At 66.6% G+C, this 22,071-nt stretch carries 25 protein-coding genes and 1 pseudogene; 15 read left to right on the top strand and 11 right to left on the bottom strand.

The window, feature by feature from the left end; all coding sequences use genetic code 11:
- Window positions 1–40: 40 nt before the first annotated feature.
- The 3 genes from ABD088_RS10680 to ABD088_RS10670 form a co-directional block, all read right to left on the bottom strand.
- On the bottom strand, window positions 41–535 hold the full coding sequence (locus ABD088_RS10680; protein ID WP_343901917.1) for a nuclease-related domain-containing protein: 495 nt from the start codon (window positions 533–535) through the stop codon (window positions 41–43).
- Window positions 523–1,800, bottom strand: coding sequence for a hypothetical protein (locus ABD088_RS10675; RefSeq protein ID WP_343901916.1), 1,278 nt, complete (start codon window positions 1,798–1,800; stop codon window positions 523–525). Before ABD088_RS10675 ends, ABD088_RS10680 begins: the two co-directional genes overlap by 13 nt.
- Window positions 1,801–2,045: 245 nt before the next feature.
- Window positions 2,046–2,936, bottom strand: a complete 891-nt coding sequence (locus ABD088_RS10670; protein ID WP_343901915.1) for a hypothetical protein — start codon at window positions 2,934–2,936, stop codon at window positions 2,046–2,048.
- A 972-nt stretch (window positions 2,937–3,908) separates the two neighbouring features.
- On the opposite strand from ABD088_RS10670, the gene ABD088_RS10665 reads away from it, so the two are divergent.
- Window positions 3,909–5,177 (top strand): MFS transporter, encoded by a 1,269-nt coding sequence (locus ABD088_RS10665; RefSeq protein WP_343901914.1) that lies wholly within the window; start codon window positions 3,909–3,911, stop codon window positions 5,175–5,177.
- Here the strand turns inward: ABD088_RS10665 and ABD088_RS10660 are convergent.
- Window positions 5,174–5,551, bottom strand: coding sequence for a VOC family protein (locus tag ABD088_RS10660; protein WP_343901913.1), 378 nt, complete (start codon window positions 5,549–5,551; stop codon window positions 5,174–5,176). The two genes, ABD088_RS10665 and ABD088_RS10660, sit on opposite strands and share 4 nt — an antisense overlap.
- Before the next feature lie 163 nt (window positions 5,552–5,714).
- Here ABD088_RS10660 and ABD088_RS10655 point away from each other — a divergent pair, with 163 nt between their 5' ends.
- The gene (locus ABD088_RS10655) at window positions 5,715–7,625 is read left to right on the top strand and encodes a glycerophosphodiester phosphodiesterase family protein (RefSeq protein WP_343901912.1); all 1,911 of its coding nucleotides are present in this window, start codon (window positions 5,715–5,717) and stop codon (window positions 7,623–7,625) included.
- A 123-nt stretch (window positions 7,626–7,748) separates the two neighbouring features.
- Complete coding sequence (locus ABD088_RS10650) at window positions 7,749–9,407, top strand: sensor histidine kinase (protein WP_343901911.1); 1,659 nt, start codon at window positions 7,749–7,751, stop codon at window positions 9,405–9,407.
- A 106-nt stretch (window positions 9,408–9,513) separates the two neighbouring features.
- On the opposite strand, the gene ABD088_RS10645 is transcribed toward ABD088_RS10650, so the two are convergent.
- On the bottom strand, window positions 9,514–9,669 hold the full coding sequence (locus ABD088_RS10645; protein WP_343901910.1) for a hypothetical protein: 156 nt from the start codon (window positions 9,667–9,669) through the stop codon (window positions 9,514–9,516).
- A gap of 245 nt (window positions 9,670–9,914) precedes the next feature.
- Between ABD088_RS10645 and ABD088_RS10640 the strand changes: the two genes are divergently transcribed.
- From ABD088_RS10640 to ABD088_RS10590, 11 genes and pseudogenes are all read left to right on the top strand, one after another.
- Complete coding sequence (locus tag ABD088_RS10640; RefSeq protein WP_343901909.1) at window positions 9,915–10,490, top strand: RNA polymerase sigma factor; 576 nt, start codon at window positions 9,915–9,917, stop codon at window positions 10,488–10,490.
- Window positions 10,481–11,059 carry an Asp23/Gls24 family envelope stress response protein gene (locus tag ABD088_RS10635; protein WP_343901908.1) on the top strand — a complete coding sequence of 193 codons (579 nt, stop codon included), beginning with the start codon at window positions 10,481–10,483 and terminating at the stop codon, window positions 11,057–11,059. The genes ABD088_RS10640 and ABD088_RS10635 overlap by 10 nt, the downstream gene beginning before the upstream one ends.
- A complete protein-coding gene (locus ABD088_RS10630; RefSeq protein WP_343901907.1) occupies window positions 11,052–11,426 on the top strand; it encodes a hypothetical protein in 375 nt (124 codons plus the stop codon). The genes ABD088_RS10635 and ABD088_RS10630 overlap by 8 nt, the downstream gene beginning before the upstream one ends.
- Before the next feature lie 98 nt (window positions 11,427–11,524).
- Complete coding sequence (locus ABD088_RS10625; protein ID WP_343901906.1) at window positions 11,525–12,016, top strand: Asp23/Gls24 family envelope stress response protein; 492 nt, start codon at window positions 11,525–11,527, stop codon at window positions 12,014–12,016.
- Window positions 12,017–12,019: 3 nt separating this feature from the next.
- Window positions 12,020–12,202, top strand: a complete 183-nt coding sequence (locus tag ABD088_RS10620) for a DUF2273 domain-containing protein (RefSeq protein WP_343901905.1) — start codon at window positions 12,020–12,022, stop codon at window positions 12,200–12,202.
- Window position 12,203: 1 nt separating this feature from the next.
- Window positions 12,204–12,611: an Asp23/Gls24 family envelope stress response protein gene (locus ABD088_RS10615; protein WP_343901904.1), complete on the top strand. Its 408-nt coding sequence runs from the start codon at window positions 12,204–12,206 to the stop codon at window positions 12,609–12,611.
- Complete coding sequence (locus tag ABD088_RS10610) at window positions 12,608–13,162, top strand: DUF6286 domain-containing protein (RefSeq protein WP_343901903.1); 555 nt, start codon at window positions 12,608–12,610, stop codon at window positions 13,160–13,162. The genes ABD088_RS10615 and ABD088_RS10610 overlap by 4 nt, the downstream gene beginning before the upstream one ends.
- On the top strand, window positions 13,159–13,749 hold the full coding sequence (gene amaP / locus ABD088_RS10605) for an alkaline shock response membrane anchor protein AmaP (RefSeq protein WP_343901902.1): 591 nt from the start codon (window positions 13,159–13,161) through the stop codon (window positions 13,747–13,749). The genes ABD088_RS10610 and amaP overlap by 4 nt, the downstream gene beginning before the upstream one ends.
- Window positions 13,750–13,793: 44 nt before the next feature.
- Window positions 13,794–13,979: a CsbD family protein gene (locus ABD088_RS10600; protein WP_343901901.1), complete on the top strand. Its 186-nt coding sequence runs from the start codon at window positions 13,794–13,796 to the stop codon at window positions 13,977–13,979.
- 214 nt (window positions 13,980–14,193) lie between these two features.
- Entirely contained in the window at window positions 14,194–14,937 is a 744-nt protein-coding gene (gene aqpZ, locus ABD088_RS10595) for an aquaporin Z (protein ID WP_343901900.1), read from the top strand.
- Between the two features lie 3 nt (window positions 14,938–14,940).
- Window positions 14,941–15,006: pseudogene (locus tag ABD088_RS10590) on the top strand (50S ribosomal protein L36); the annotation flags it as partial.
- A gap of 26 nt (window positions 15,007–15,032) precedes the next feature.
- Here the strand turns inward: ABD088_RS10590 and ABD088_RS10585 are convergent.
- From ABD088_RS10585 to ABD088_RS10565, 5 genes are all read right to left on the bottom strand, one after another.
- Window positions 15,033–15,956, bottom strand: coding sequence for a diacylglycerol/lipid kinase family protein (locus ABD088_RS10585; protein ID WP_343901899.1), 924 nt, complete (start codon window positions 15,954–15,956; stop codon window positions 15,033–15,035).
- 100 nt (window positions 15,957–16,056) lie between these two features.
- Entirely contained in the window at window positions 16,057–17,073 is a 1,017-nt protein-coding gene (locus tag ABD088_RS10580; RefSeq protein WP_343901898.1) for a sensor histidine kinase, read from the bottom strand.
- Complete coding sequence (locus ABD088_RS10575) at window positions 17,070–17,756, bottom strand: response regulator transcription factor (protein WP_343901897.1); 687 nt, start codon at window positions 17,754–17,756, stop codon at window positions 17,070–17,072. Before ABD088_RS10575 ends, ABD088_RS10580 begins: the two co-directional genes overlap by 4 nt.
- A gap of 47 nt (window positions 17,757–17,803) precedes the next feature.
- Complete coding sequence (locus ABD088_RS10570; RefSeq protein ID WP_343901896.1) at window positions 17,804–18,406, bottom strand: VTT domain-containing protein; 603 nt, start codon at window positions 18,404–18,406, stop codon at window positions 17,804–17,806.
- The gene (locus tag ABD088_RS10565; protein WP_343901895.1) at window positions 18,399–19,142 is read right to left on the bottom strand and encodes a phosphatase PAP2 family protein; all 744 of its coding nucleotides are present in this window, start codon (window positions 19,140–19,142) and stop codon (window positions 18,399–18,401) included. Before ABD088_RS10565 ends, ABD088_RS10570 begins: the two co-directional genes overlap by 8 nt.
- A 317-nt stretch (window positions 19,143–19,459) precedes the next feature.
- On the opposite strand from ABD088_RS10565, the gene ABD088_RS10560 reads away from it, so the two are divergent.
- Window positions 19,460–21,718 (top strand): SulP family inorganic anion transporter, encoded by a 2,259-nt coding sequence (locus tag ABD088_RS10560; RefSeq protein ID WP_343901894.1) that lies wholly within the window; start codon window positions 19,460–19,462, stop codon window positions 21,716–21,718.
- A 66-nt stretch (window positions 21,719–21,784) separates the two neighbouring features.
- Here the strand turns inward: ABD088_RS10560 and ABD088_RS10555 are convergent, their stop codons facing one another.
- Window positions 21,785–22,063 (bottom strand): hypothetical protein, encoded by a 279-nt coding sequence (locus tag ABD088_RS10555; RefSeq protein ID WP_343901893.1) that lies wholly within the window; start codon window positions 22,061–22,063, stop codon window positions 21,785–21,787.
- Window positions 22,064–22,071 lie beyond the last annotated feature (8 nt).

The following is a 22,071-nucleotide window of genomic DNA, read 5'->3' as shown; positions in this document are numbered from 1 at the left end:
GCACTGAGCGCCTGAAAACGTTCACCGAAGGACACAACCGCTACACCACTTCCCGGGACTTGACCACACTTTGGCGACGGTCTTCTGAATAGAGCGCCTCCCAAGGCTGCCATTCCGGCGAATCTACAATATGGTGCGACCTGGAAATGTGGGTGAACCAGACAAACGAGTCAATCGGCACGCCGGAAATGTCTATTTTTTGCGCTCTCAACGCCCGCTCAATTGACCTATGTGCTTCCGAAGCTTGGTCAAAAGGACTGCGCGTAGTCGGCTGTTGGCGTCCCAAATACCAGAGTCCATCTTGACGTTCAATGGATTGGACGGCTTTGACTTCAATCACAGCAATGCCGTGGCCCGGAACGACGACTACGAAGTCGGCTTCACCCTCGAGATTGCGGACATGATTGGCAATATTCAACGAGTGCAGAACAATCCACGATCGTGTTTGCTCATCCAACTCGAACTTTGGAAACAAGATTAACTCGCCGGGGGATTTCGTATCTCCAGAAATCCTTGGTGGAATCATTCGAGCCATTTTCTTTCCTCTACGTTGGTAAGTACTCGAACTCGATGGCGCTTCATGCGGATCGGTCTATCTGAAATTGAGGTTACTTCGCCAACGAAAATGGAAGCACCGCCCGAATCGATCGTCTCCGTGATCAGCCAACCTCTAGACTCGATTAGCTTGTAATCTACAGCGCCCAAAGTCGATTCAAGTTCAGCACGTATTTCGTGAGTGGCCCTACTATGGGCGCTCCTGATTCGATCCCTAGATTGAACGTATGCCGATGCATCAAGTCCTAGCCAATGCAGCAGGAGCTCGAAGTCAGCAGCAAATCTCGGGCCCCAAGTCGTCGCGAGGGACCATGCCTCGGCTCTAGGAATAGTCCTCATGCCGGCGGCAAACAATTTCTTCTGCACCCAGTCGACTCCATGTCGTTGAAGCTGCTGTCGGAGTAGGTTCTTCCACTTCGCCTGCGCTGAAAGGTCCTCTTCACAATGCGCCCCGAGTAGTTTGCGAAGCTTTTCCCAGATAACTTTCGAATCGGACGAATCGGCTCTAAGCACGAGTAGCGACCCGAGTTCAATCTCTTCAACCCCGATGGACGAAACCTCAGTTTTGCCGGTAGGAGTCGGGACAGCAGTTCTAAGAAAATCGCCATCCACATCGATAACTGTTTGGAATCCTCCGGCCAGGTTCACAGTTCGAGCTTGGACTTCGTCTGCATCTAGCACTAAGGCTGGGACATCTTTTGCAATGCCTCCAACATCTCTATCAAATCCAGATTCCCCCGTAGGCTCCTCAAAGACCTCGATCCGGGATTCTGCCTTGTATCCGACGAATGAAACCCGAGCAGCGCGTACATAGGGATTAATCACCGATTCTCGGAGCAAAGACGACCTCAACTCAGGAACGGGCCGCCAAGCGGGAATAATGAAAATCGATTCCTCAGAGTGAGGTGCCTCCCAAAGGGCACGAGTATAAAATTCCGGACTCTCGAGAGAGATCAATTGATCGAATATAGGGGCATATCGAAGCATAGAAGCTGTCATTATTTTAACGTTTTCGTACGATCCCGTCATGCAGTCTTCATACATGCCTACGAAGTAGGTTCGGGGCACAACTACACCGAGCTGCATCCCAATTCCGTCTTCGAGGTACTCAGACAAGAGCAACGCTCCAGGACTCATTTCACTATTCTCGATGTGTTGGCAGACCCTTGTGAAGCCTTCGAGTCGATCCTCATTACCGGTTCGAAGACCCAAAGAGTCAACTTCACGTTTGGCTTCTTCAAGCAATTCTTCTAGTCGGTAGTTGCGGCTAAGCTCAAACGGACTCGCCGTCCAATGCCACCGGATTCCGGCAATGAGTTGGCCTAATTTGGACCAAATGCTCTCGGCCTCAAGATCACCATTTGATCTGAGTCCGGATCTCATTCTCGATAGCTCATGCCCCGTCTCATCCTGGAAACGAACAAGTTCAACAGGTGTACGCGGAGCCCCGGCAGCGACTCCATAGAGTTGATTCAGCTCATCAGGCGTTCTCAAACTAGGACCTCCACCCCAAAAATCTCGATACCGGGCGGTGGGGACCAATCGAGGAATTGTCTATCAAGCAGAGTCCCATCCAAAGCAAATCGTGCTATTGCTTCCTCAAACGGGTCATTCTCGCGGCTGCGGTCAACGATGCAGACGACGCACTTAGATTTAACTGCTCTCAACCATTGGCCGGCGGATGGTCCATCCAGGACGACCAACTTGGCAGCCGCGTCCACGGCCGCCATTCCCCCCTCGGTCGCTGGTACAACCGTGGTACACCAAGCGGTGAAAGACGTTGCTTCTGGAATAGTCAATAGATGTCCGAGCTCGATCATCGAATCAGCCGAGAAGCCAATTTGCGCTTTTGACTCGTGAAGAATTTCCTGCTTCACCCCAACTAGAGCTATTTCATGGTCTTGATTCACGTGCGCGGCGGTCCATGATTTTTCCAACCACGAGCCATTGGTTATCGTTGGGCGCGCAGGAATGTCCCGCTGGCTCCACTCCGCGCCTTCCGCTCGATTGCTTATGGCAACTGCGCGAACATCGCTGATTGATATCCAAATACCGCTTATATTGATTCGACCTTTTGCGGAATCTATGCCCCTCAAAACTCCGGACCAAACTCGTGATTCGCTCGCGATATTAAGTCGCATACCAATTGTGAGCGAGTCAGATACTTCAATTTGCTCATGAGCGTCCGGTTCGCGAACCAATCGCCACCCCACACCAATTAGCCATGCAATGTAGTCTCTGGCCGGAGCGCTTACACAGATCAGCAATTGCCGGTCCGACTCAAGTTCATATTTGGCTATCTGCCTACCCAACAGCAAAAAAGACGCAGCCCAATTTGCTGTAACTGGTAGCTGAGAAGGTGCTTTTAGATACAACGCCATAGATCCATTCCCCCAACGAAGTCCTGTCAAGATAACACGAGGACGACGGTGAATAATCTTTAGGCCACAAGGTATAGCTACGCCCTCGAGCACATTGACTTGAGGCAAGGCGGGGGGCAAGTCAGAAGGCTGCGGCCTCGTCACCGAATTTGGCCGGATGGTGGGCGGGATCCCGGTGGTTATCGTCCCCGAGAAACCGAATCCGTATGCCAAGGGGCTGCAGCCGACGGTGCGGACATCGATTTCGGCGGCGGCCACCATGGAGCTCTGCGAGCGATGGTCAGCCGTTGGTGAAGCCGGCGGCCATTAGGAAGCTCGCAATGATTTCGGCCTCGTCAATCAGGCATATAGAGAGGAAGCTAAACTTCACCTCCGATTACGGCGCCACCAACAACAGGGCCGATCGCGCACCATAGGAACCGACGTTCCACGGAAAGACGAATGGCCCGAAGAAACACGCTTGGGCGCCCATTCCGGGGCGCGCAAGCCCCAGCCCGATGCTGCCAGGTGGGATGTCTCAGTTACGGGCGCGGGCGAACATCCCGTATGAGTCGATGATCGCCTCGTCGGCCTGAAACATCCTCGCAAACTCCAGCGCCGATTCACGGAAAAGCCCCTCGCTTCCCGCCAGTATGAGCGACATGGCCGCGCAGTTGCGCCCACCCAAACTACGATGGAGCGAGCGGCACGATCCTTGGTGCCGCCGGGTACGCCTAATGTGCCACGTTCATCGACACTTGGCTCTCGGCGGACTCCCGAAGGACCTCGCTTTGGCGGGCGCCTGCCAAAGGCGCCAATGCTCACGCAACGAGAACCTCTTGTGCCCGGCCAGCGAGCTACACGCTGGCCCTGCTAACAGCGACTCCAATTGCCTCACTTACGAGCGCGCCTGCCCCTTTGTCGGTAGCGCCTATCACGTAGCGGCAGTGCGTCGTCGCGCCTGCGCCGGGCACCACCGCATACGGTAGGACAGTGACCAGCACCCCCACGAATTCCGCCGCAGACCCCGGCCCCACACGGACCAACCGGCGAGCGCGCTTGGCCGTGTCCTTGTTGTTCCTGACCAACGGCGCCCTGTTCGCGAACATCCTTCCGCGGTACCCCGCGCTCAAGGAGGATCTCGGGCTCTCCAACGGGGCGTTCGGTGCCGCCGTCGCGGCCTTTCCGCTCGGGGCGCTCATCGCAGGGTTGGCCGCCGCATCGCTGATCCGCCGCTTCCACTCCGCACGGGTCGCCGTCATCGGCACCATCCTCACCGGAACCGGCGTCCTGCTGGCCGGCCTCGCCCCCAGCTGGGCGATGCTGGCCGGAGCCCTCTTCCTCGGTGGCGCCATGGACGCGATCACCGACGTCGCCCAGAACTCCCACGGACTGCGCGTCCAACGCGCCTACGGCCGCTCGATCCTGAACTCCTTCCACGCCGTCTGGAGTATCGGCGCCATGCTGGGCGGGCTCCTCGGCGGTGCCGCCGCCGGCCTCGGCATTCCCCGCGGTATCCACCTGGGCATCTCGCTGGCCCTCTTCAGCATCGTCGCCCTGATCAGCCTGCCCCTGTTGCTCCCCGGGCCCGACACCCGCACCACCACCCTCGTCACCGCGCAGGACGGCGCCAGCTCCGATACCGCCACCGGCCACGACGTCGGCATCTCCCGGGTGCATCCCTCCTGGCTGCGCACCTCGGCCATCCTGGCCGCGCTGGTGCTCGTCTCCATCGGCGGTGCCCTCGTGGAGGATGCCGGCAGCTCCTGGTCGGCGATCTACCTCAAGGGGTCCCTCGGCGCGATCGCTCCCGTCGCAGCCCTGGGTTTCGTCGCCCTGGTCGGCTGCCAATTCGTCGGCAGGATGATCGGCGACCGACTGGTGGACCGCTTCGGCCAACGAGCGGTCGCCCAAACCGGCGGTGTCCTGATCGCCGTCGCGTTCGGTGTGGCGCTCGCGTTCCCCAGTGTGCCGAGCACCATCATCGGATTCGGTCTCGCCGGGTTCGGGACCGCCACCCTGGTGCCGGCAGCCATGCACGCCGCCGACGAACTACCGGGCCTGCGCCCCGGCACCGGCCTGACCATCCTGGGCTGGCTGATGCGGTTGGGGTTCCTGTTCTCGCCGCCGATCGTCGGAGCCATCGCCGACCGCTCGTCGCTAGCCACCGGCCTACTCGTAGTGCCGATCGCCGGAGTCCTGGTGGTCATCTGCTCCAGCGTGCTGGCCAAACGGGTGCCCCCAACGCCTGCCTCCAGCTAGGGTTCCAGCACCGCCCGGAGCACGCAGAACGCGTTGCCCTCCGGATCCTGGAGGACCACCCAGCCCTCGTCGCCCGACTGACCGACGTCCAGATCCGTGGCGCCGAGCGCCCGCAGACGTTCCACCTCGTCCTCCTGGGTCGATTCCATGGCGTTCACGTCGAAGTGCAGCCGACCCTGGTGCGGAGTGGGGTCAGCACACTGGCTGAGCACGATCGTCGGCTGCGCTCCCCCGAAACCGCTTGCTGGCCCGATCTCCACGGAGCCGTCGTCTTCGCGGTCCAAGATGACGTAGTCCAGTGCCGCACACCAGAAGCGGGCCAGCTCCTCCGGCGCGCGCGTTTCCAGGACGAGTTCACTGAGTCGAAGTGCCATGGTCCATGGTAGCCATCCACTCCACGGCACCGTTTCCGTCATCACATCGATACGTGGCGACGGTCCCACAATGAGCCGCCACTGGTGAACAGTTGGTAAATTGGACCCGAACAATTCGTGCATCGCCCTGATTCGGCGCGGTGCAACCGGGCCAGAAGGGAACGTGCAAGGCGTCATCAACGAACGTGGAGCAGTGGGCGAACGCCCCGGCGAGCCGCAGGCCTCCACCGCACCACGCACCCGACGGCGCTGGTCCCCACGCAATCTCTCCACCCTCGCCGGTGCCCTCGTCCTCTGGCAGGGCCTGATCCTGCTCGTGGTGCTTCCCGTGGTCCAGTTCACGTTCCGGCGCACCCTGGACGCAGCCGGAACGCCGAACCTGACCGATCAGAACTTCGCCCTGCTGCTGAACGACCCGGCGTCCCTGCTCTGGCTGCTGGCCACCGGCCCGATCGCCACCGCGGCACTGACCTTGCAGTACACCTCCATCGTGGCCCTCGCCCACGGCCTGCACACCGGATCCCCACATCCTGGCACGACGACGGCACGCCGGGCCCTGCGTGCCACCGGCAGGGCACTGGGCTGGCAGGCACCCCTCATGGGCCTGTATCTGCTGCTGCTCCTGCCCATCAGCGGCTTCGGGGAGCTCTCGCCCCTGACCCATCAGATCGGCGTCGCACCGTTCGTCACCGCCGAGTACCTGAAGAAGCCGCTGAGTCTCGGCCTCTATCTCACCGCAACCAGCGCGTTGTTCTATCTCAACCTCAGATTGCTGGCGACCCTGCCCGCCTTGGTGGTGCACCGGGTGACGCCGCTGCGAGCCATGGTGGCCAGCTGGACGGCCACCGGCGGACGCCGCCTGCGCCTGCCCCTGCTGCTGGTCTCCCCCGTGGCCGCCGCCCTGTTGGCCTACCAGGTGCCGGGTCGTTCCCTGGCTGCGGTGGCCGAACTCCCCGGAACCCTGCTGGAGAGCGACTCGCGGCTGACCGCCGCGCTGGGGCAGGGCCTGTCCCATGCGGTGATGTTCGTGGTCCTGATCGCCGCCACGGTTCTCGCCCTGCAGTTCCTGCTCCTCCGCTGCCTGGAGGCCGCACCTTCCGTGGCGTCAGAGCCCTCACCGGCTTCGCCCGACACCGTGGAGGCCCCGGCCATCCGCGCCCAGGCCCCGATGTCCGGCGCGCGCCGCGTGGCTCTCCGACTCGGTGCCGGCGCCACAGTCCTGGCGATGGTGTTCGTCAGTGCCCCCTCCGTGTCCGCAGCACCCGTAGCGACGTCCGACCCATTGGTCATCGCCCATCGGGGTTTCGTGTGGGGAGGCGTCGAGAACACCATCAGCGCCCTGGATGCCGCTGCCACGAAGCATCCCGACATTGTCGAAGTCGATGTGCAGCAGACCAAGGACGGACACTTCATTGCCAGCCACGACACCAACTTGATGGTGCTCTCCGGCCACAACGTGAACACCTACGACCTGACGCTGGCCCAGGCCGAGGCGACCTCCGTCAGCGCCCGTGGTTTCTCCGACACGATCCCCTCGATGGTGGACTACGTCCGCCACGCCAAGAAGCTCGGCATCAAACTTCTGATCGAGCCCAAGGTCCACGGCCACGAGACCCCGGATTTCATGGACCGGCTGGTCCGCGAGCTCGAGAGCGTGGGCCCGTTGGAAGACAACATCTACCACTCGCTGGATGCAGACGTGGTGGAGGGGCTGAAGGCACGGCGCCCCGATCTCTCGGTCGGCTACACCATCGCCATGACCGCCGGCGGCGCCCCCAACGTGGACTGCGACTTCTACGTCGTCGAGCAGGCGTCTTACTCCCCCCGTCTCATGGCCGAGGCCAAGGCCCAACACCGGCCCGTCTACGTGTGGACGGTCAACCGCGAGGACAGGATGCGCCAATACCTGTACGACGGGGCCGCCGGCATCGTGACCGACCACCCCGACCTGGCCCAGGACGCGCGCTCCCGGGTGGAGTCCCACGAGGTCGGCGCTGCCAGCCTGCGCGATGCCCTCCAACGGTTGGCACAGGTAGTGCCTGCGGCGGTACGGGTTCCTTCCCGCGCCAGGTAGCCGCTCGGAAGACCCGGGTGGGGCAGATGATCGGCTCCCCGTACCGCCCTGCTGCCGGACCGTAGGATGGTGCCTGGTCGCCCCGCCGGGGGCGATGGCGCCACCGTCGAGGAGCTTGTCCCCATGTCCCCGTTCCGCCCTGTACTCCGGATCCTCATGGGCGGCCGCCACTTCGGTGAGCTGCCGTTGGGACGCCGTATCCTGCTGAGCCAGCTGCCGTTGACGCTGGCCTCGGCCCTGATGGTGCTGGTGGATCTGCTCTTCGCCGGCGGGCAGGTCATTGCCGACCCTTGGTTCCAAACCGGTCTTCTCATCATCGCGGTCCTGACGGTTGCCGCCGGGACCGTCCCCTGGCAGCGGTTCGCCCGAGGGAGCTACTGGGTGATCCCGCTGCTCGACCTGATCGGGATCGCCTTCCTGGCTGCTGGCGCCTACCCGGTGCTGACCGGCTTGCCGATGCTGGCCATGTTCCCGGTGTTCTGGATGGCGTGGTCGGCCCTGTATCCGCGGAGCACGGTCGTCGTCGGCTTCGTCGCCACGTTGTTCATCTGCTGGTTGCAGTACTGGCACGCGGGCCTGGACCTCAGCCTGTCCACCTACGGCCGTCCCGTGGTCATGCCCGTCATCATCCTGGCATTGGCAGTCACCACCAACATCGCCGTGGAGAGCATGATGGCCACCGACCGCCGTCTGGCCGAGGCACTGGATGCCGCGCACACCCAAACCGAACTCCTCGACGCCGTGCTGAACGCAGCCAGCGTGGGCGTCGTGGCGGTGGACCGCGACGGCCACGACATCCTGATGAACGACAGGCAGCGGCTCCACCACGCCGCGGGGACCCCGGACGGCATCATGGACCCAACCGAGGAGCAGCTCCTGCTCTTCGGCGCGGGCCACCGCAGCGAACGGTTGGACACTCCCCTGGCCCCCGGGGATCGTCCCGTCCACCGGGCTGTGCGCGGAGCGGAGTTCACCGATGAACTCCTCTGGAGCGGACCCGCCGAATCTGCCGAGGCACTTGCTGTCTCAGCCCGTCGGCTCACCGATGCCCAGGGGGACTTCGGCGGCTCCGTCATCGTCTTCAAGGATGTCACCGAGCTGGTCCAGGCCAACCAGGCCAAGGACCGCTTCCTGGCCAGCGTCAGTCACGAACTGCGCACGCCCCTGACCTCCATCCTGGGATACCTCGAGATGGTCCAGGATCTCCCCGGCGTGCCCGGCCCGGCGCTTCGATCCATCACGATCGCCGAACGCAATGCCCAGCGACTGCTGCATCTGGTCAACGACCTGCTCACGGCGGCCTCGACCACCATGGAACTACATCCGCGCGATACGGACCTGGTGGACATCGTGGCCGCCTCCGTGGCATCCCAGGAGCAGGCGGCACGCTCCGCGGGTCTGGACCTGCACCTTGAAGGGCCGGCATCGCTGCCGGTGCGTGCCGATCCCGAACGCCTGGGGCAGATCGTGGACAACCTCGTCTCCAACGCCGTGAAGTACACGCCGTCCGGCGGTCGGATCACCGTGGACGTCCACGAGGACGGCGATATCGCCGAAGTATCGGTCACCGACACGGGGCAGGGCATGTCGCCGGAGGAAGTCGAACAGCTGTTCACCCGCTTCTACCGCTCCGAGAGTGCCCGCGGATCCGGCATTCCAGGCACCGGGCTGGGACTTTCGATCGCCCGCGAACTGGCGGAGGCCCATGGTGGAAGCCTCACGGTCCGCAGCGTACCCGGCGAAGGCAGCTCGTTCACGGTGCGGGTGCCCAAGGGTCGCTAGGACAGCCGGGCACGTCCGCCTCTGCGCCACACCACAAGCGGCTGCTGCCGCACCCCGATATGTCAGGGTGTGGCAGCAGCCGCAGAGGTTCTCTGTTCCGGCGTGTTTAGACGCGCCGTTTGATTCCCCGCAGGATCCACATCACCGCGCCGATGACCAGCAAGGCAATGCCGATCCACAGCAGGAACATCGCTGCCTTCACAGCGACGCCCAGGATGAGCAGGATAACTCCAACAATGATCAGCGTCAGTACAAGTCCCATGTCCCTGACGTTATGCCCCTCTGGGATAGACGTCGATCTTTTGCGTCGACGCGGCGTGCCCGGCCCCTACGGGTAGGGTCCAGACCGGCCGAACCCCCGGCACGTTGGCGGAGCGCCGGATACGCCCCCGATCCAGCGGGCTGGGGCCTCGAGGAGCGTGCTAGCCTCGGGATTGGACCCACGGCTTCAGGCACACAGCGCTCCAGGGGGTCCAACGAACGACGCCACACACGGCAAGGGAGCACATGAACGAAACGATGACGGCGCTGGCCGACCCGGCACTGGTCGCGCGAGCCCAGTCGGGGGACCTCGACGCGTTCGAGGAGCTGGTTCGCCGCTACCAGCGCGGGCTACTTCGTTTTTGCCGGGGCATGCTCGGCAACGCCCCCGACGCCGAAGACGCGGTGCAGGATGTCATGGTCACCGCCTGGCGGCGTCTGCCCACCCTGCGCGCCACCGAGGCCGCCTCCACTTGGCTGTACCGCATCGCCTCCCACCGCTGCATCGACACGATCCGCAAACGCCGCCCCGACGGTGGCGACCCGGCGGAGCAGGAGGAACTGCGCACCGACAGCGAGGCAGGCCGGATATCCCAGGCCGGCCCGGCCGGCGAGGCCGAGACCCGTTTGGCCTTGGACGCCTTGACCCGGCACCTGGCGGCGCTGCCCGTCGCCCAACGCGAAGCCTGGACCCTGCGCGAGGTCCAGGGCCTGGGCTACCAGGAGATCGCCGACATCACCGGTGAAACCCTGGCCACGATCAGAGGGCGTATCGCCCGCGCACGCACCGCACTCGCCGAAAGGATGGACCCGTGGAAATGAACACCGGACCGCACTCCGGCGACGTGCCGGCCTGCGACCGCTCCGAGGAGGATGTCTGGGAGCGGCTCGATCTGCCACCTGACGAGCACGAACTGCGTTGCCCCCAGTGCCAGGAACAACGACGACGCCTCCAACCCCTGTTGTTGGCCACCCGGCGGCTCCGTGAGGCGCCGCAGGTACTCGCCGATGAAGATGCGGCATTGGACCGGATCCGCCGATCCGCCATGGACGGCATCCGCGCCGAAATCCGCCGCGGCCGGCGCATCCGTGTCCGGCTCACACCGCACGGCCCGCTGGAGATCAGCGTGTACGTCCTCAACGACGTCATCCGCCGGGCCGCCGACACCATCGACGGCATCGAGTTGCGCAAGCACGGCGCCACCGCCGCGTTGGACGAGGACGGGGATCCCGCCGTCGTCTGCCAGCTCGGTGTGCATCTGCGGGTCGGCATGGAGGCCGCCGCGGTCGCCGAAACGTTGCGCAGCGCGGTCACGGAGCGTCTCGCCGAGGAACTCGGCATCACCCCTGCAGCAGTGGACGTCACCGTGGAGGACATCATCGATGAGTAGCCCAACCCAGCTTTCGCCCGCCTCGGCCGCCCGGGCCGATGCCATCGACCAGGTGCTGCGCCTGGAAGGCGTCGCCACCGTGTTCCCGCCGACGCTCGCCGTCGTCAGGTCCCTGGCCACACGCACCGCTGAGCCCTCCGCTGCGCTGCGGCTCTCCGGGGGCACCGGCCCCACCGAGGCCCGGCTGGACATTGCAGTGGCCGCCGGACACCGCGCCGCCGATGTCAGCGCCTCCGTGCAGGAACTGGTCCACCGGGTGCTCACCGGCCACGGGATCGACCTGTCCTCGGTGACGGTGACGGTGCTCGAGCAGGGGGTGCCGGACACTGGCGCGGACGGCGGCCCGGCACCCCGGCCGAAGGGCTAGGAAAAAGTTTTTCGAGATTGGCCGTGACGATTGTCCGCCGGCCAACGTCTGTACTGGTGTAAGACGCATTTCAGACGTCAGACGAAACGGAGAACATCATGGCTGAGAACACCAACTCCCGACTTCCCCAGACCACCGAGGAGTCGCGCGCCGCGACCGCCGGCCAGGCCGAGCGCAAGCCCGAGGGCCCGCTGCAGACCGAGCACGGCAACACCACGATCGCCGACACCGTCGTCCAGAAGCTTTCGGGCGTCGCAGCCCGCGAGGTCCCGGGCGTCTTTGCCATGGGCAACGCGGCACGCCGCGCGTTCTCCAACCTCGCCGAGCGCATCCCCGGATCGCAGACCAACGTCTCCGGTGGCGTCAGCGTCGAGACCGGTGAGCGCCAGGCAGCCATCGACGTGAGCATCGTCGTGGAATACGGAGTCGCCATCGCCGAGGTCGCCGAGGACATCCGCCGCAGCATCATCCAGGCCGTCGAGCACGGCACCGGCCTGGAAGTCATCGAGGTCAACGTGAACGTCACCGACGTGCACCTGCCCGAAGACGACGAAGACGCCGCTTCCGACCGCTCAGACCGTTTGGAGTAACCCATGAACAGCGCACGCTTTTGCGTCCTCGTCGGACTGGTCCTCGGTACCGTCTGGGCCTTCGGAGGGTTCTGGCGGATGCTGCTGGTAGCCGTCGTGGCCGCCGTCGCATTCGGTGTCGGCCGCGTCCTGGAAGGACGCGTCGACCTGCAGGACTGGGCGGGCCGCATCCAAGGCCGGCGCTGACATGGGCGCCATCAACCAGGATGCCTCCCCCGGCTCTGCCCCGGGCATGACCCACGCCCCCCACAATCGGGGTCGGCTGACCATCAGCGAACGGGTGGTCAGCCGACTCGCAGCCAAGTCCGCGGCATCCCACCCCGCAGTCGGCGCCCGCTCGGGCGGCGTCCTCGGAGTGGGGTCCAGCCAGGATTTCAGCGGGTTGCCCCCGGTCTCGGCCACCGTGGCCGGGAGCACCGCGTCGGTGTCCGTCAAGATCGGGCTCCGGTTCCCCAGCGACATCCGCACCGCCACCGATGAAGTCCGCCAGGGCATCGTCGATGACCTGCACCGATACGCCGGGGTGACCGCCACCCCCGTGGACATCCAGGTGGAGTGGCTGGAAGCCTCGCCACCCCAGAGGAGGGTCCTATGACGAGAACATCACTGCGGCCACGACCCGCACGCGTGGTTCCTGCCACGATCGCCGCCGTGGTCCTCATCCTGCTCGGCGCGGCGCTGGCCGTGCTGGCCATCCTGCGCCTGCAGGACGGTGCGTGGCCCTCCGCCGCGACCTTCCTCGCCGACGCCGGAAACCGGCAATGGGGCGCACGCTCCATCGCCGCCGGCGGTGGCATCCTGGCCCTGATCGGCCTGGTCATGGTCCTGTGCGGGATCCTTCCCGGCCGCTCGTCCAGCCGCAGCACCCCGGTGCCAGCGGCCGGCGAATCGGTCGAGACTGCCGAAGCAGCCGTCACCCGTCGCGGAACGCAGCATCTGGTGGAAAACCGGGTGCGTGCCCTCGACGGCGTGGGCTCCTGCTCCGCCCGGCTCAGCGGCACGAAGCTGTCGGTCACCGTGAGGACACCACTGCGGGAGCACGATGAGCTCGCCCGTGCGGTGCAGACCGTCACGGACGACGTCCTGGCCGCCAACCTGGACGGCCGGATCCCGAAGACCAACGTCAGGATGGTGAGCACCTCATGAGGACCTACCCCACGGCCCTGAACCGCACCCTGCTGATCATCATCGGATTCGTGCTGCTGGTCGGCGGACTCTGGATCGTCTGGCCCTGGCTGGCGGCCACCACCGGCTGGTCCGCACCATCGGGCGCTTCGGGCCTGCTCGCCGAGCCGGGTGCCTCCGCCGCCCCCGGGGCGTCCGACCTGTTGGAGCAGCAGTGGCTGCCCGCCACGTTGATCGCGGTCGGCGCCATCGTCCTGCTGCTCGGTCTGGCCTGGCTGGGCCGGCAGGTTCCCCGCTCCCAGCGGGCGGAGACCCTGCGCTTCACCGCCGACCCGGGTGCCGGATCCACGACGTTGGACCCGAAGGTGCTCGAATCGGCGGCAGCCAACGCGGCAGCGGCGCTGCCCCAGGTGGCAGCCGCGAAGGCCGTACTGCGCGGAAGTGCTGACGCACCGGATCTGCTGCTCCACGTGCACACCGAACCGTCCACCTCCCTGCCCGAGCTCACGCAGACGCTGACCGCGGGAGTCGCGGCCGACGTCGTGCAGTGCCTGGGCCGGCCGCTGCAGCATCTGGCCATCGAATACTCGGTCGCCAAAACCAGCTGAACCCACTAGTCCGCAACACCCAACCCACACCAGAGGAGAACATCATGGGACTCGGAGACAAGATCGGCAACAAGGCACAGGAAGTCGGCGGCAAGGCCAAGGAGGCCTTCGGCGACGTCACCAACAACGAGGACCTGAAGGCCGAGGGCGTGGCCGACCAGGCCGGTGCCAAGGCCAAGCAGGCCGCCGAGCACGTGCAGGACGCCGCCAAGGACGTCTTCGGCAAGTAAGCAGCCGGGTCAAGCCCCGCCGTGGTGGTCTTCTGGACCACGACGGCGGGGCTTCCTTGCGTGGTGACGCTGACATGAACACCGCAGGTCAGATCGGCAAAACACTGGCGGAAAGCACGACCCTCCTGCCATACTTCAGCGTATTCGACTGTCCCATGACGGGACTGTTGAAGGCCTCGATTCATCCGTGAAAGTCCACGCAGAAGGTGCCGACATGAAAACCACCGCATTGCTTCCCCGCCTCACGGCAGAATTCCTCGGAACGTTTGTCCTCGTCTTCGGCGGCTGCGGCGCCGCGATCTTCTCCGCCCAGGTCCTCGCCGACGGCCCGATCAACATGGGCATCGGGTTCCTCGGCGTCGCCCTGGCCTTCGGCCTCACCGTCCTGGTGATGGCCTACGCCGTCGGCCACATCTCCGGCGGGCACTTCAACCCAGCGGTGACCCTCGGCGCCGCGCTGGCCGGACGACTGGAGTGGAAGTCGGTGCTCCCCTACTGGCTGGTCCAGCTCGTCGGCGCCACCTTTGCCGGGCTGGTCCTGTTCGCCATCGCCAACGGCAAGGACGGGTTCAGCGCTACCGAATCCGGCTTCGCCTCCAACGGCTACGGAGACCGCTCCCCCGACGGCTACTCGATGCTCTCGGCGCTGATCGTCGAGGTGGTCCTGACCGCCGTGTTCCTGTACGTCATCCTCGGGACCACCGATACCCGGGCTCCCGCGGGCTTCGCCCCCTTGGCGATCGGCCTGTCGCTGACCCTGATCCACCTGGTCGCCATCCCGGTGACCAACACGTCGGTGAACCCGGCCCGCTCACTCGGCGTCGCGTGGTTCGCCGGGCCCGAAGCACTGGGCCAGGTCTGGTTGTTCATCCTGGCGCCCCTGGTCGGTGCGGCGATCGCCGGGGTCAGCTACAAGGTGATGTTCCCCAACACCGAGGAAGTCATCCTCGAGCGGTAGGCGGTCCGCCGGCGCGGGAGGACGTTCGTCGTCAACCCGAGGAACCCGGGGATGAAGGCCCGGCACGGCGTGGCCCGTCCGATCCCGGCCGCCGGCTATCCGATGACCCGGATGGCCCGGTGCGCACTTTCGACGACGACGGAGGATCCGGCCGGCACCGTCAGCAATTCGCCGTCCAGCTGCACGGGAAGCGGAGTCGGCGTCGTGAAGGCGTAGCGTTCCACGCTGCTCTGCGGGCCGAGCCCGATGGTGACCGCCCGCAGCGTCATCAGGGCCAGGGCCCATCGACTCGAGTGCGGCAGGGCGATGACCTCGAACCGGCCGTCGGAGGGAACGACGGCGTCGCTGACTGTCCCGTACTTGGCCATCCCGGCGACGTTGGCCAGGATCAGGCTGTCGAACTGCGCCCGCGCCCCATCGGCCCGCTCGATCTCGAACGGCCGCAACCGCGGCAGCGTCCTGGCTACCCCGAGGAGCTCGCGCACCCCGCCCTTGCCCGCCCGTTCGATCCCGCGGCCCATCTCGGCCGTCAGCCCGAAGCCGATGTAGGAATGGGCGTATCGGATGTCCGGGGAGTCCCCTCCGTCTCCGATGTGCAGGCGCAACAGATCCATGCCCCGGACGGCACCGGCCGCGATGGCATCGATGACCGGGAGCGATTCCACACTGCGGCGATGGTCGTTGGCGTTGCCCGCCGGCAGGACCGCACACACCGCGGTGCTCCCCGGGACGTCCATGACCCCGTTGACGACGTCGTGGTATCCGCCGTCGCCGCTGACGGAGACGATCAGCACCGGCGGCCCGCCGTCCTGGTCGGCCCCTGCGGCGGCACGCCGGGCCAGCTCCCGCCCGTGGCCCGCGTGGTCGGTGGCATGGAACTCGACGGGGACACCGGGCAGGCGCTCGGCGATCTCGTCCCGTAGCAGTCGGGCCAGGTAGAGGGCCGTCTTCTCCGGGTCGGGGTTGAATACCAGGAAGATCCGCGAAAAGCGGGGGCCCTGCGCCGTCAATGCGTCCATCTGGTCCTTCCTGAGGTGTAGTCACTGGTGATCGCCGGGGAGTGGTCGGTCCCCGGGACGGACGCCTTCCGGGTGCCGACGAAGTCCACCCCACCCGCACTCACCGGGAACGCCCCGTCCCGGTCCGCGGGTGCACCGGCAACTCCACGCGCAGGCTCGTTCCGCCGGCACCGGTGGCGAGCACGCCGATGGTCCCGCCGGCCCGCACCACCATTTCGCGGGCCAGGGACAATCCGATGCCGGTGCTGCGCGGGGTTCCCGATTCGCCGGCGGCACCGTGCGCGTGGCGGTCGAAGATCCGCTGCGGTTCGATCCCGGAGATCCCGCTGCCGGTGTCGGTGACCGTCAGCCGGGCCATGGCCCCACTGCGCTGCGTGGTGACGGTGACCGTGCCACCGGAGGGGGTGTACTTCGTGGCGTTCTCGATGAGCCCGGTCAGGATCCGCCGGACGGCGACCTCGGCCAGCGGGACGGGTACCGGCTCCTCCGCTGCAACGTGGTGCAGGGTGACCCCGCGCGGGTCGGCGAGGACCTCGAGCTCGCGGACCGTCTCGGCGGCCAGCGCGTCCAGGTCGGCCGGCCGCTCGGTGCGCAACTCGGTGCCGCCGTCGACCGTGGAGAGCAGGTCATCGATCACCCGGGCCAGCTGGGTGGAGTTGCGCCGCAGCGTATCCAGTTCCTCGGCGAATTCGTGCCCGGCGCCGGCCCGGCGTTGGAGCAGCTGCAGCCGGGCGTCGAGCACGGTCAGCGGGGTGCGCAGTTCGTGGCTCACGTCCTGGGCGAAGCGGCGCTGGACCTCCAACGTGGCGCCCAACGGCCTGACCGCGCGGCGGGCACTGAGCACCCCGACGACTCCGGAGAGCACGATGCCTGCTGCCCCGCCCAGGATCAGCAGCTGGAGCAGATCCACGACTTCCAGGGAGATGCGCACCTGCGCTTCCCCATCGACGCCCGCGGAGGGGGCGGCATGCAGGGCGATGTAGGCGCCACCGATGGCCAGGACCACCAGCACCACTGCAGCGGTGACGGCGGCCAGCTGCCATCCCACGCGCCAGGCGGCGTGGCGCAGGGCGCTGGCCTCCCATGCGCCCTGGCCACCGGGCTGGTTCCTGCTCATTCGAGTCCTCCGAGGTGGTATCCGGTGCCGTGGACGGTGCGGATGATGGATCGTGCGGTCTTCTTGCGCAGGTGGTGGACGTAGGTGTCCACGATGCCCGGCCCCTCCTCGGCGGTGAACGCCGCCTGAAGGAGTTCGGCCCGGGTGAAGACCCGCTCCGGCTCGGCGGCGAGGATCGCCAGCAGCCGCGTCTCCGCCGGGGAGAGTTCAACGCGGTCCCCATACGGTGAGCTCAGCAGACGCGAGGCCCGGGCGAGTTCCCAGGAGCCGATCTCCATCCGGTCGGCCGGGCCGCCGGGGCCCTGCCGCATCCCGCCGCGGGTCAGCGCGCGCAGCCGGGCGGCGAGCTCGTCGACGTCGAACGGCTTGACCAGGTAGTCGTTGGCGCCGGCGTCCAGGCCGTCGACCTTGTCGGCGACGGCCCCCAGGGCCGTCAGGATGAGGATCGGCGTCTCGATGCCGTGGGCGCGCAGGGCTGAGATCAGCCGGATGCCGTCGATTCCGGGTAGGCCGCGGTCGATGATCAGCGCGTCCCAGTCACCGCTGAGCCCGCGTTGCAGTCCGGAGGGTCCGTCCACCGCGAGTTCCGGGGCGAACCCGTCGGCCAGCAGCTCCACCAGCAGCGGTCCCAGCGCGGGGTCGTCCTCGACCAGCAGCAGACGCGGGGCGGGGACGGGGCTCATGGAACCCCATTGTTCCAGAGTATTGTTCCGGGGCAGCCCCCGGCGTCTCAGGCGCCCGTCGCCGAACGCCGGCGCCGACTCAGGAACGTGATGACCGGCGGCAGCACCGAGACGATGACCACCGCCACCATCCACGCATCGATGTGGTTCGCCACCACATCGAAACCACCCAGCCAGATGCCCAGCAGGGAAACCCCCACGGCCCAGAGGATGCCCCCGGAGACGTTCCAGGCCAGGAACCGGGGGTAGCGGTAGTGCGCCGCACCGGCGGCCAGCGGGGTGTAGGTTCGCACGATCGGCACGAACCGTGCCAGCACCAGCGCCGCTCCCCCGTGCCGGGCGAAGAACTCTTCGGTCTGGACCAGGTACTTCGTCTTGAGGATCCGGGCATCGTCGCTGAACCAGCGCCTCCCGACCTTGCTGCCGATCAGGTAGCCGACGGAATCACCGCCGATCGCCGCCACGGCAGCGACGATGAGCAGTACCGGCAGCGGCAGGCCGAGCTGGTGGTGGAGCATGCCGACGGCGAAGAGCAGCGAGTCGCCGGGCAGGAAGGGGAACAGGCACCCGGATTCGATGAAGATGATGACGAAGACGACGGCGGCGACCCACGGTCCGGCGCCCACCAGCAGTGATGAGGGATCAAACATGGCGGCCTCCCGTCGTCGTGCCCCAGGTTCCGCCCAGATGCGGGAAGCGCCGGTCCAGCCACGGGGAGATCCACCCGCGCCACAGCCACGTCCACAGCAGCGCCCCGGCGGTGGCGACTAGCAGCGAGCCGAGCACGTCGGTGGGATAGTGCACGCCCAGGTAGAGCCGGGAGACGGCGACCACCAGGACGAACGCGGCTCCGATCCCCCCGATCAGCCGGCGGTCCCGGGGCGTGACGGCGATGACCAGCACGGCTCCCAGCACCAGGGACGCCGCCAGTTCCGTGTGCCCGCTGGGGAAGCTGTCGCCGCCCAACTCGGGCACCAGCGCGTGGGTCACCGTCAGTGGCGGCCTGGCCCGGTCGACGAGGATCTTGCCCAGGGCGGCGGGCAGCCAGGCCACGCTCACGGTGCTGCCGAAGGCCAACGCGGTGGGCAGGCCGCGGCGGGACCACAGCAGCAGGCAGGCCACCGCCAGGATCACCACCCCGCCGAGCGGCTGCAGGACCACATTGATCCACAAAGCGACGGCGGAGAGCACGCCCATCCGCTCGTGGCTGAGCTCGATGTCCCAGCCGAGTTCGCCGCTGAAGCGGCCAGCACCCTTGGCCCACAGGCCCAGGAGCAGGGCCAGGGCGTAGAGCACGGCGGCGGCCACGGGCCACCAGCGCCGGGGCATCCCGGCGAGGCGGCCGGGCGGGGAGGCGGTGGATGTGTTGCGGGCCAGGGAAGCCATGGTTCTCCGATGCGTCGGGGGCGGTCGGACACCAGTCTGCGCCGGGGGGTTTCAGAAACCTTTAAGAAACCCGCCCCGGACAAAACCGCCCGGTAACTTCATCGTCGTCCGCAGATTTCAACCAAATGTGACGTGACTCTTTGCATATGCCACTCACTTCACAGAAAAAGTAGAATATTCGCATCCGTTGTCCTGCCGATCGGTAACCGCCCGTCGGGAGTGAGCCCGCCCTGGAGCGTGATCCGCTCCGCGGGCCGTCGCGGCCTCTGTCCACCCGGAGCCCAAGGGTCCCGGGGAACACCGACCGAAGGACTGCCATGCAAGAACACACATCCACCACCGCACCACCGCGCAAAACACCGATCCTGCCCTCGCGGGCCGATCTTCGACGCGACGTCCCCGCCTCCCTGGTGGTCTTCCTCGTCGCGCTACCCCTGTCGCTGGGCATCGCCGTCGCCTCCGGGGCCCCGGTCATGGCCGGACTCATCGCCGCAGCCGTCGGCGGCATCGTCGCCGGAAGCCTGGGCGGGTCCCCGCTGCAGGTCAGTGGTCCAGCAGCGGGGCTGACAGTCATCGTCGCCGGGCTGATCGACCAGTTCGGCTGGCCGGCGACCTGCGCCATCACCGTCGCTGCGGGATGCCTGCAGATCCTGTTGGGCCTCAGCCGGGTGGGCCGGGCCGCGCTGGCCATTTCCCCCGTCGTCGTCCATGCCATGCTCGCCGGCATCGGCATCACCATCGTGCTGCAGCAACTGCACGTCGTGCTGGGCTCGACCCCGGGCAGCAAGGCAACGGAGAACATCGGCTCACTGCCGGCCAGCCTGGCCGCAGTCAACCCGCCGGCACTCATCCTCGGCTCCACGGTGATCGTGCTGCTGCTGGTCTGGAAGAAGCTCCCGCGCACGATGCAGCAGATCCCGGGCCAACTCGTCGCCGTCGTGCTGGCCACCGCCCTGTCCCTGGCCTGGGGCAGCTCGGTGGAACGCATTTCGCTGGACGGTTCACTACTCCAGGCGATCAGCGCGCCGGTGCTGCCCGACGGTGCCTGGGGTGCCGTGGGCATCGGGGTGCTGACCATGGCGTTGATCGCCAGCGTCGAATCCCTGCTCTCGGCGGTCGCCGTGGACAAGATGCAGTTCGGGCCCCGGACCAACTTCAACCGCGAACTCGTCGGCCAGGGGGCGGCCAACGTCACCTCCGGCCTGCTCGGCGGGCTGCCGGTCACCGGAGTGATCGTCCGCAGCGCCACGAACGTCGAGGCCGGGGGCCGGACCCGCGCCTCGGCCGTCCTGCACGGTGTGTGGATCCTGCTGTTCTCGGTCTTCCTGGCCTCCGTCCTCATGATGATCCCGCAGGCGGTCCTGGCCGGGCTGCTGGTGGTCATCGGCGTGCAGCTGGTGAAGTTCGCCCACATCAAGTCGGCGCTGCGCACCGGCGATTTCCTGGTCTATGCCGTCACGGTCACCCTGGTCGTGTTCGCGAACCTGCTCGAAGGGGTCATGGTCGGACTCGCGCTGGCCGTCCTGCTGGTGCTGATCCGCGTGGTCCGCAGCTCCATCCATGCCGAACACACGCACGACGACGGTGGACAGCAGGTCTGGAAGGTGGCCATCGAGGGCTCCTGCAGTTTCCTGACCCTGCCGCGGCTGAACCGCACGCTGCAGTCGATCCCCGCCGGTGCCCGCGTGGGCGTGCGCCTGGAGGCCGACTTCATCGACCTGTCGGTCTATGAGGCAGTCGCCTCCTGGCGCGGACAACACGAGGCGACCGGTGGCAGCGTGTCCGTCCAGGACCACGGGACGTTCCCGCTGGGTGCCGCCGCCGAGGGGACTCCGCGCCGCGGCGTCTTCCGTTCCGCCGCCAGCAGCGGCCTGGCCCCCTGGAAGAGCTGGCAACCTCGGACGGCAACGGGCGGGCCCGCCGGGCGGCCGGAAACGCTCCCGGTCCTGCAAGGGGTGGAGAACTACCTGCAACGCCACGCCGCGCTGGTCCGCGACGACACGGAGGCCCTGGCCGGCGGGCAGGATCCCACCACGCTGTTCCTGACCTGCGTGGACTCCCGCGTGGTGCCCAACGTGATCACCTCCAGCGGACCCGGGGACCTGCTCACCGTACGCAACGTCGGCAACGCCGTGGACCGGACCGGCAGCGACCTGTCCTTCGAGGCGGCCCTGGAGTTCGCGGTCGACAAGCTCGACGTCAGCACGATCACCGTGTGCGGGCACTCCAACTGCGGCGCCATGCAGGCCCTGCTCGCCGCCGATCCGCCCCCTGCAGGCGACGCCGGAGCCCACCCGGTGGATGCGTGGTTGGGCGGACTGCACGCCAGCCGCACGGCCCTGGACTCCGACCACCCGGTGCTGCGCGACGCCGTCGAGGCGGGATACTGCACGGTGGACCAGCTGGCCCTGGTGAACATCGCCGTGCAGTTGGAGACGTTGGCGGCCCATCCGCGGCTGCGCGACCGGGTCGAGTCGGGGTCGCTGCATCTGGTGGGCCTGTTCTATGACCTCTCCACGGCGAACGTCATCCACCTCTCCGCCACGGGGATCCACCGGCTGGAACCGGCGCTCTAGCCAGGCGTCCGGTCCGGCGGGCGGGTGTTGCACTCCGCCCGCCGTCCCGCTTCGGGGCCGCACGGTTTAGTCGGCGTCGCCTCCGTCATGGGCCTCCGTCAGGCAGATCCACCCCTGCTCCGTTCCGGACTGCCCACCGGAACCGCCAGCCCGCAGGGCTTCGGGGATTTCCTCCCCCGCGGTGGTTTCGGCACCCTCGATCGCCGCGAATACTCCGGGCCGGGCGGCTTCCGGCCCATCGACCCGGGGTGGGCCGATCACCGTTCCCGCCCAGCCGACGATGCCGCCCGCCACCGCCGGACTGATCACAATCCGGGTCTGCCCGGTCTGGATGGTGCCCATCATTGCCTCCA

Source organism: Arthrobacter rhombi (assembly GCF_039526245.1).
GTDB lineage: Bacteria > Actinomycetota > Actinomycetes > Actinomycetales > Micrococcaceae > Arthrobacter_H > Arthrobacter_H rhombi.
The sequence above is the reverse complement of the archived record's forward strand: the minus strand, read 5'-3'. Positions and strand labels throughout refer to the sequence as shown.

Coding starts and splice junctions, on each gene's coding strand:
- ABD088_RS10580 (WP_343901898.1), bottom strand. CDS start 17,073: ATGAGCAGGAACCAGCCCGGTGGCCAGGGCGCATGGGAGGCCAGCGCC.
- ABD088_RS10660 (WP_343901913.1), bottom strand. CDS start 5,551: ATGGCACTTCGACTCAGTGAACTCGTCCTGGAAACGCGCGCGCCGGAG.
- ABD088_RS10630 (WP_343901907.1), top strand. CDS start 11,052: ATGAGTAGCCCAACCCAGCTTTCGCCCGCCTCGGCCGCCCGGGCCGAT.
- ABD088_RS10560 (WP_343901894.1), top strand. CDS start 19,460: ATGCAAGAACACACATCCACCACCGCACCACCGCGCAAAACACCGATC.
- ABD088_RS10620 (WP_343901905.1), top strand. CDS start 12,020: ATGAACAGCGCACGCTTTTGCGTCCTCGTCGGACTGGTCCTCGGTACC.
- ABD088_RS10555 (WP_343901893.1), bottom strand. CDS start 22,063: ATGATGGGCACCATCCAGACCGGGCAGACCCGGATTGTGATCAGTCCG.
- ABD088_RS10585 (WP_343901899.1), bottom strand. CDS start 15,956: ATGGACGCATTGACGGCGCAGGGCCCCCGCTTTTCGCGGATCTTCCTG.
- amaP (WP_343901902.1), top strand. CDS start 13,159: ATGAGGACCTACCCCACGGCCCTGAACCGCACCCTGCTGATCATCATC.
- ABD088_RS10570 (WP_343901896.1), bottom strand. CDS start 18,406: ATGTTTGATCCCTCATCACTGCTGGTGGGCGCCGGACCGTGGGTCGCC.
- ABD088_RS10670 (WP_343901915.1), bottom strand. CDS start 2,936: ATGGCGTTGTATCTAAAAGCACCTTCTCAGCTACCAGTTACAGCAAAT.
- aqpZ (WP_343901900.1), top strand. CDS start 14,194: ATGAAAACCACCGCATTGCTTCCCCGCCTCACGGCAGAATTCCTCGGA.
- ABD088_RS10575 (WP_343901897.1), bottom strand. CDS start 17,756: ATGAGCCCCGTCCCCGCCCCGCGTCTGCTGCTGGTCGAGGACGACCCC.
- ABD088_RS10610 (WP_343901903.1), top strand. CDS start 12,608: ATGACGAGAACATCACTGCGGCCACGACCCGCACGCGTGGTTCCTGCC.
- ABD088_RS10640 (WP_343901909.1), top strand. CDS start 9,915: ATGAACGAAACGATGACGGCGCTGGCCGACCCGGCACTGGTCGCGCGA.
- ABD088_RS10645 (WP_343901910.1), bottom strand. CDS start 9,669: ATGGGACTTGTACTGACGCTGATCATTGTTGGAGTTATCCTGCTCATC.
- ABD088_RS10615 (WP_343901904.1), top strand. CDS start 12,204: ATGGGCGCCATCAACCAGGATGCCTCCCCCGGCTCTGCCCCGGGCATG.
- ABD088_RS10680 (WP_343901917.1), bottom strand. CDS start 535: ATGGCTCGAATGATTCCACCAAGGATTTCTGGAGATACGAAATCCCCC.
- ABD088_RS10650 (WP_343901911.1), top strand. CDS start 7,749: ATGTCCCCGTTCCGCCCTGTACTCCGGATCCTCATGGGCGGCCGCCAC.
- ABD088_RS10600 (WP_343901901.1), top strand. CDS start 13,794: ATGGGACTCGGAGACAAGATCGGCAACAAGGCACAGGAAGTCGGCGGC.
- ABD088_RS10625 (WP_343901906.1), top strand. CDS start 11,525: ATGGCTGAGAACACCAACTCCCGACTTCCCCAGACCACCGAGGAGTCG.
- ABD088_RS10565 (WP_343901895.1), bottom strand. CDS start 19,142: ATGGCTTCCCTGGCCCGCAACACATCCACCGCCTCCCCGCCCGGCCGC.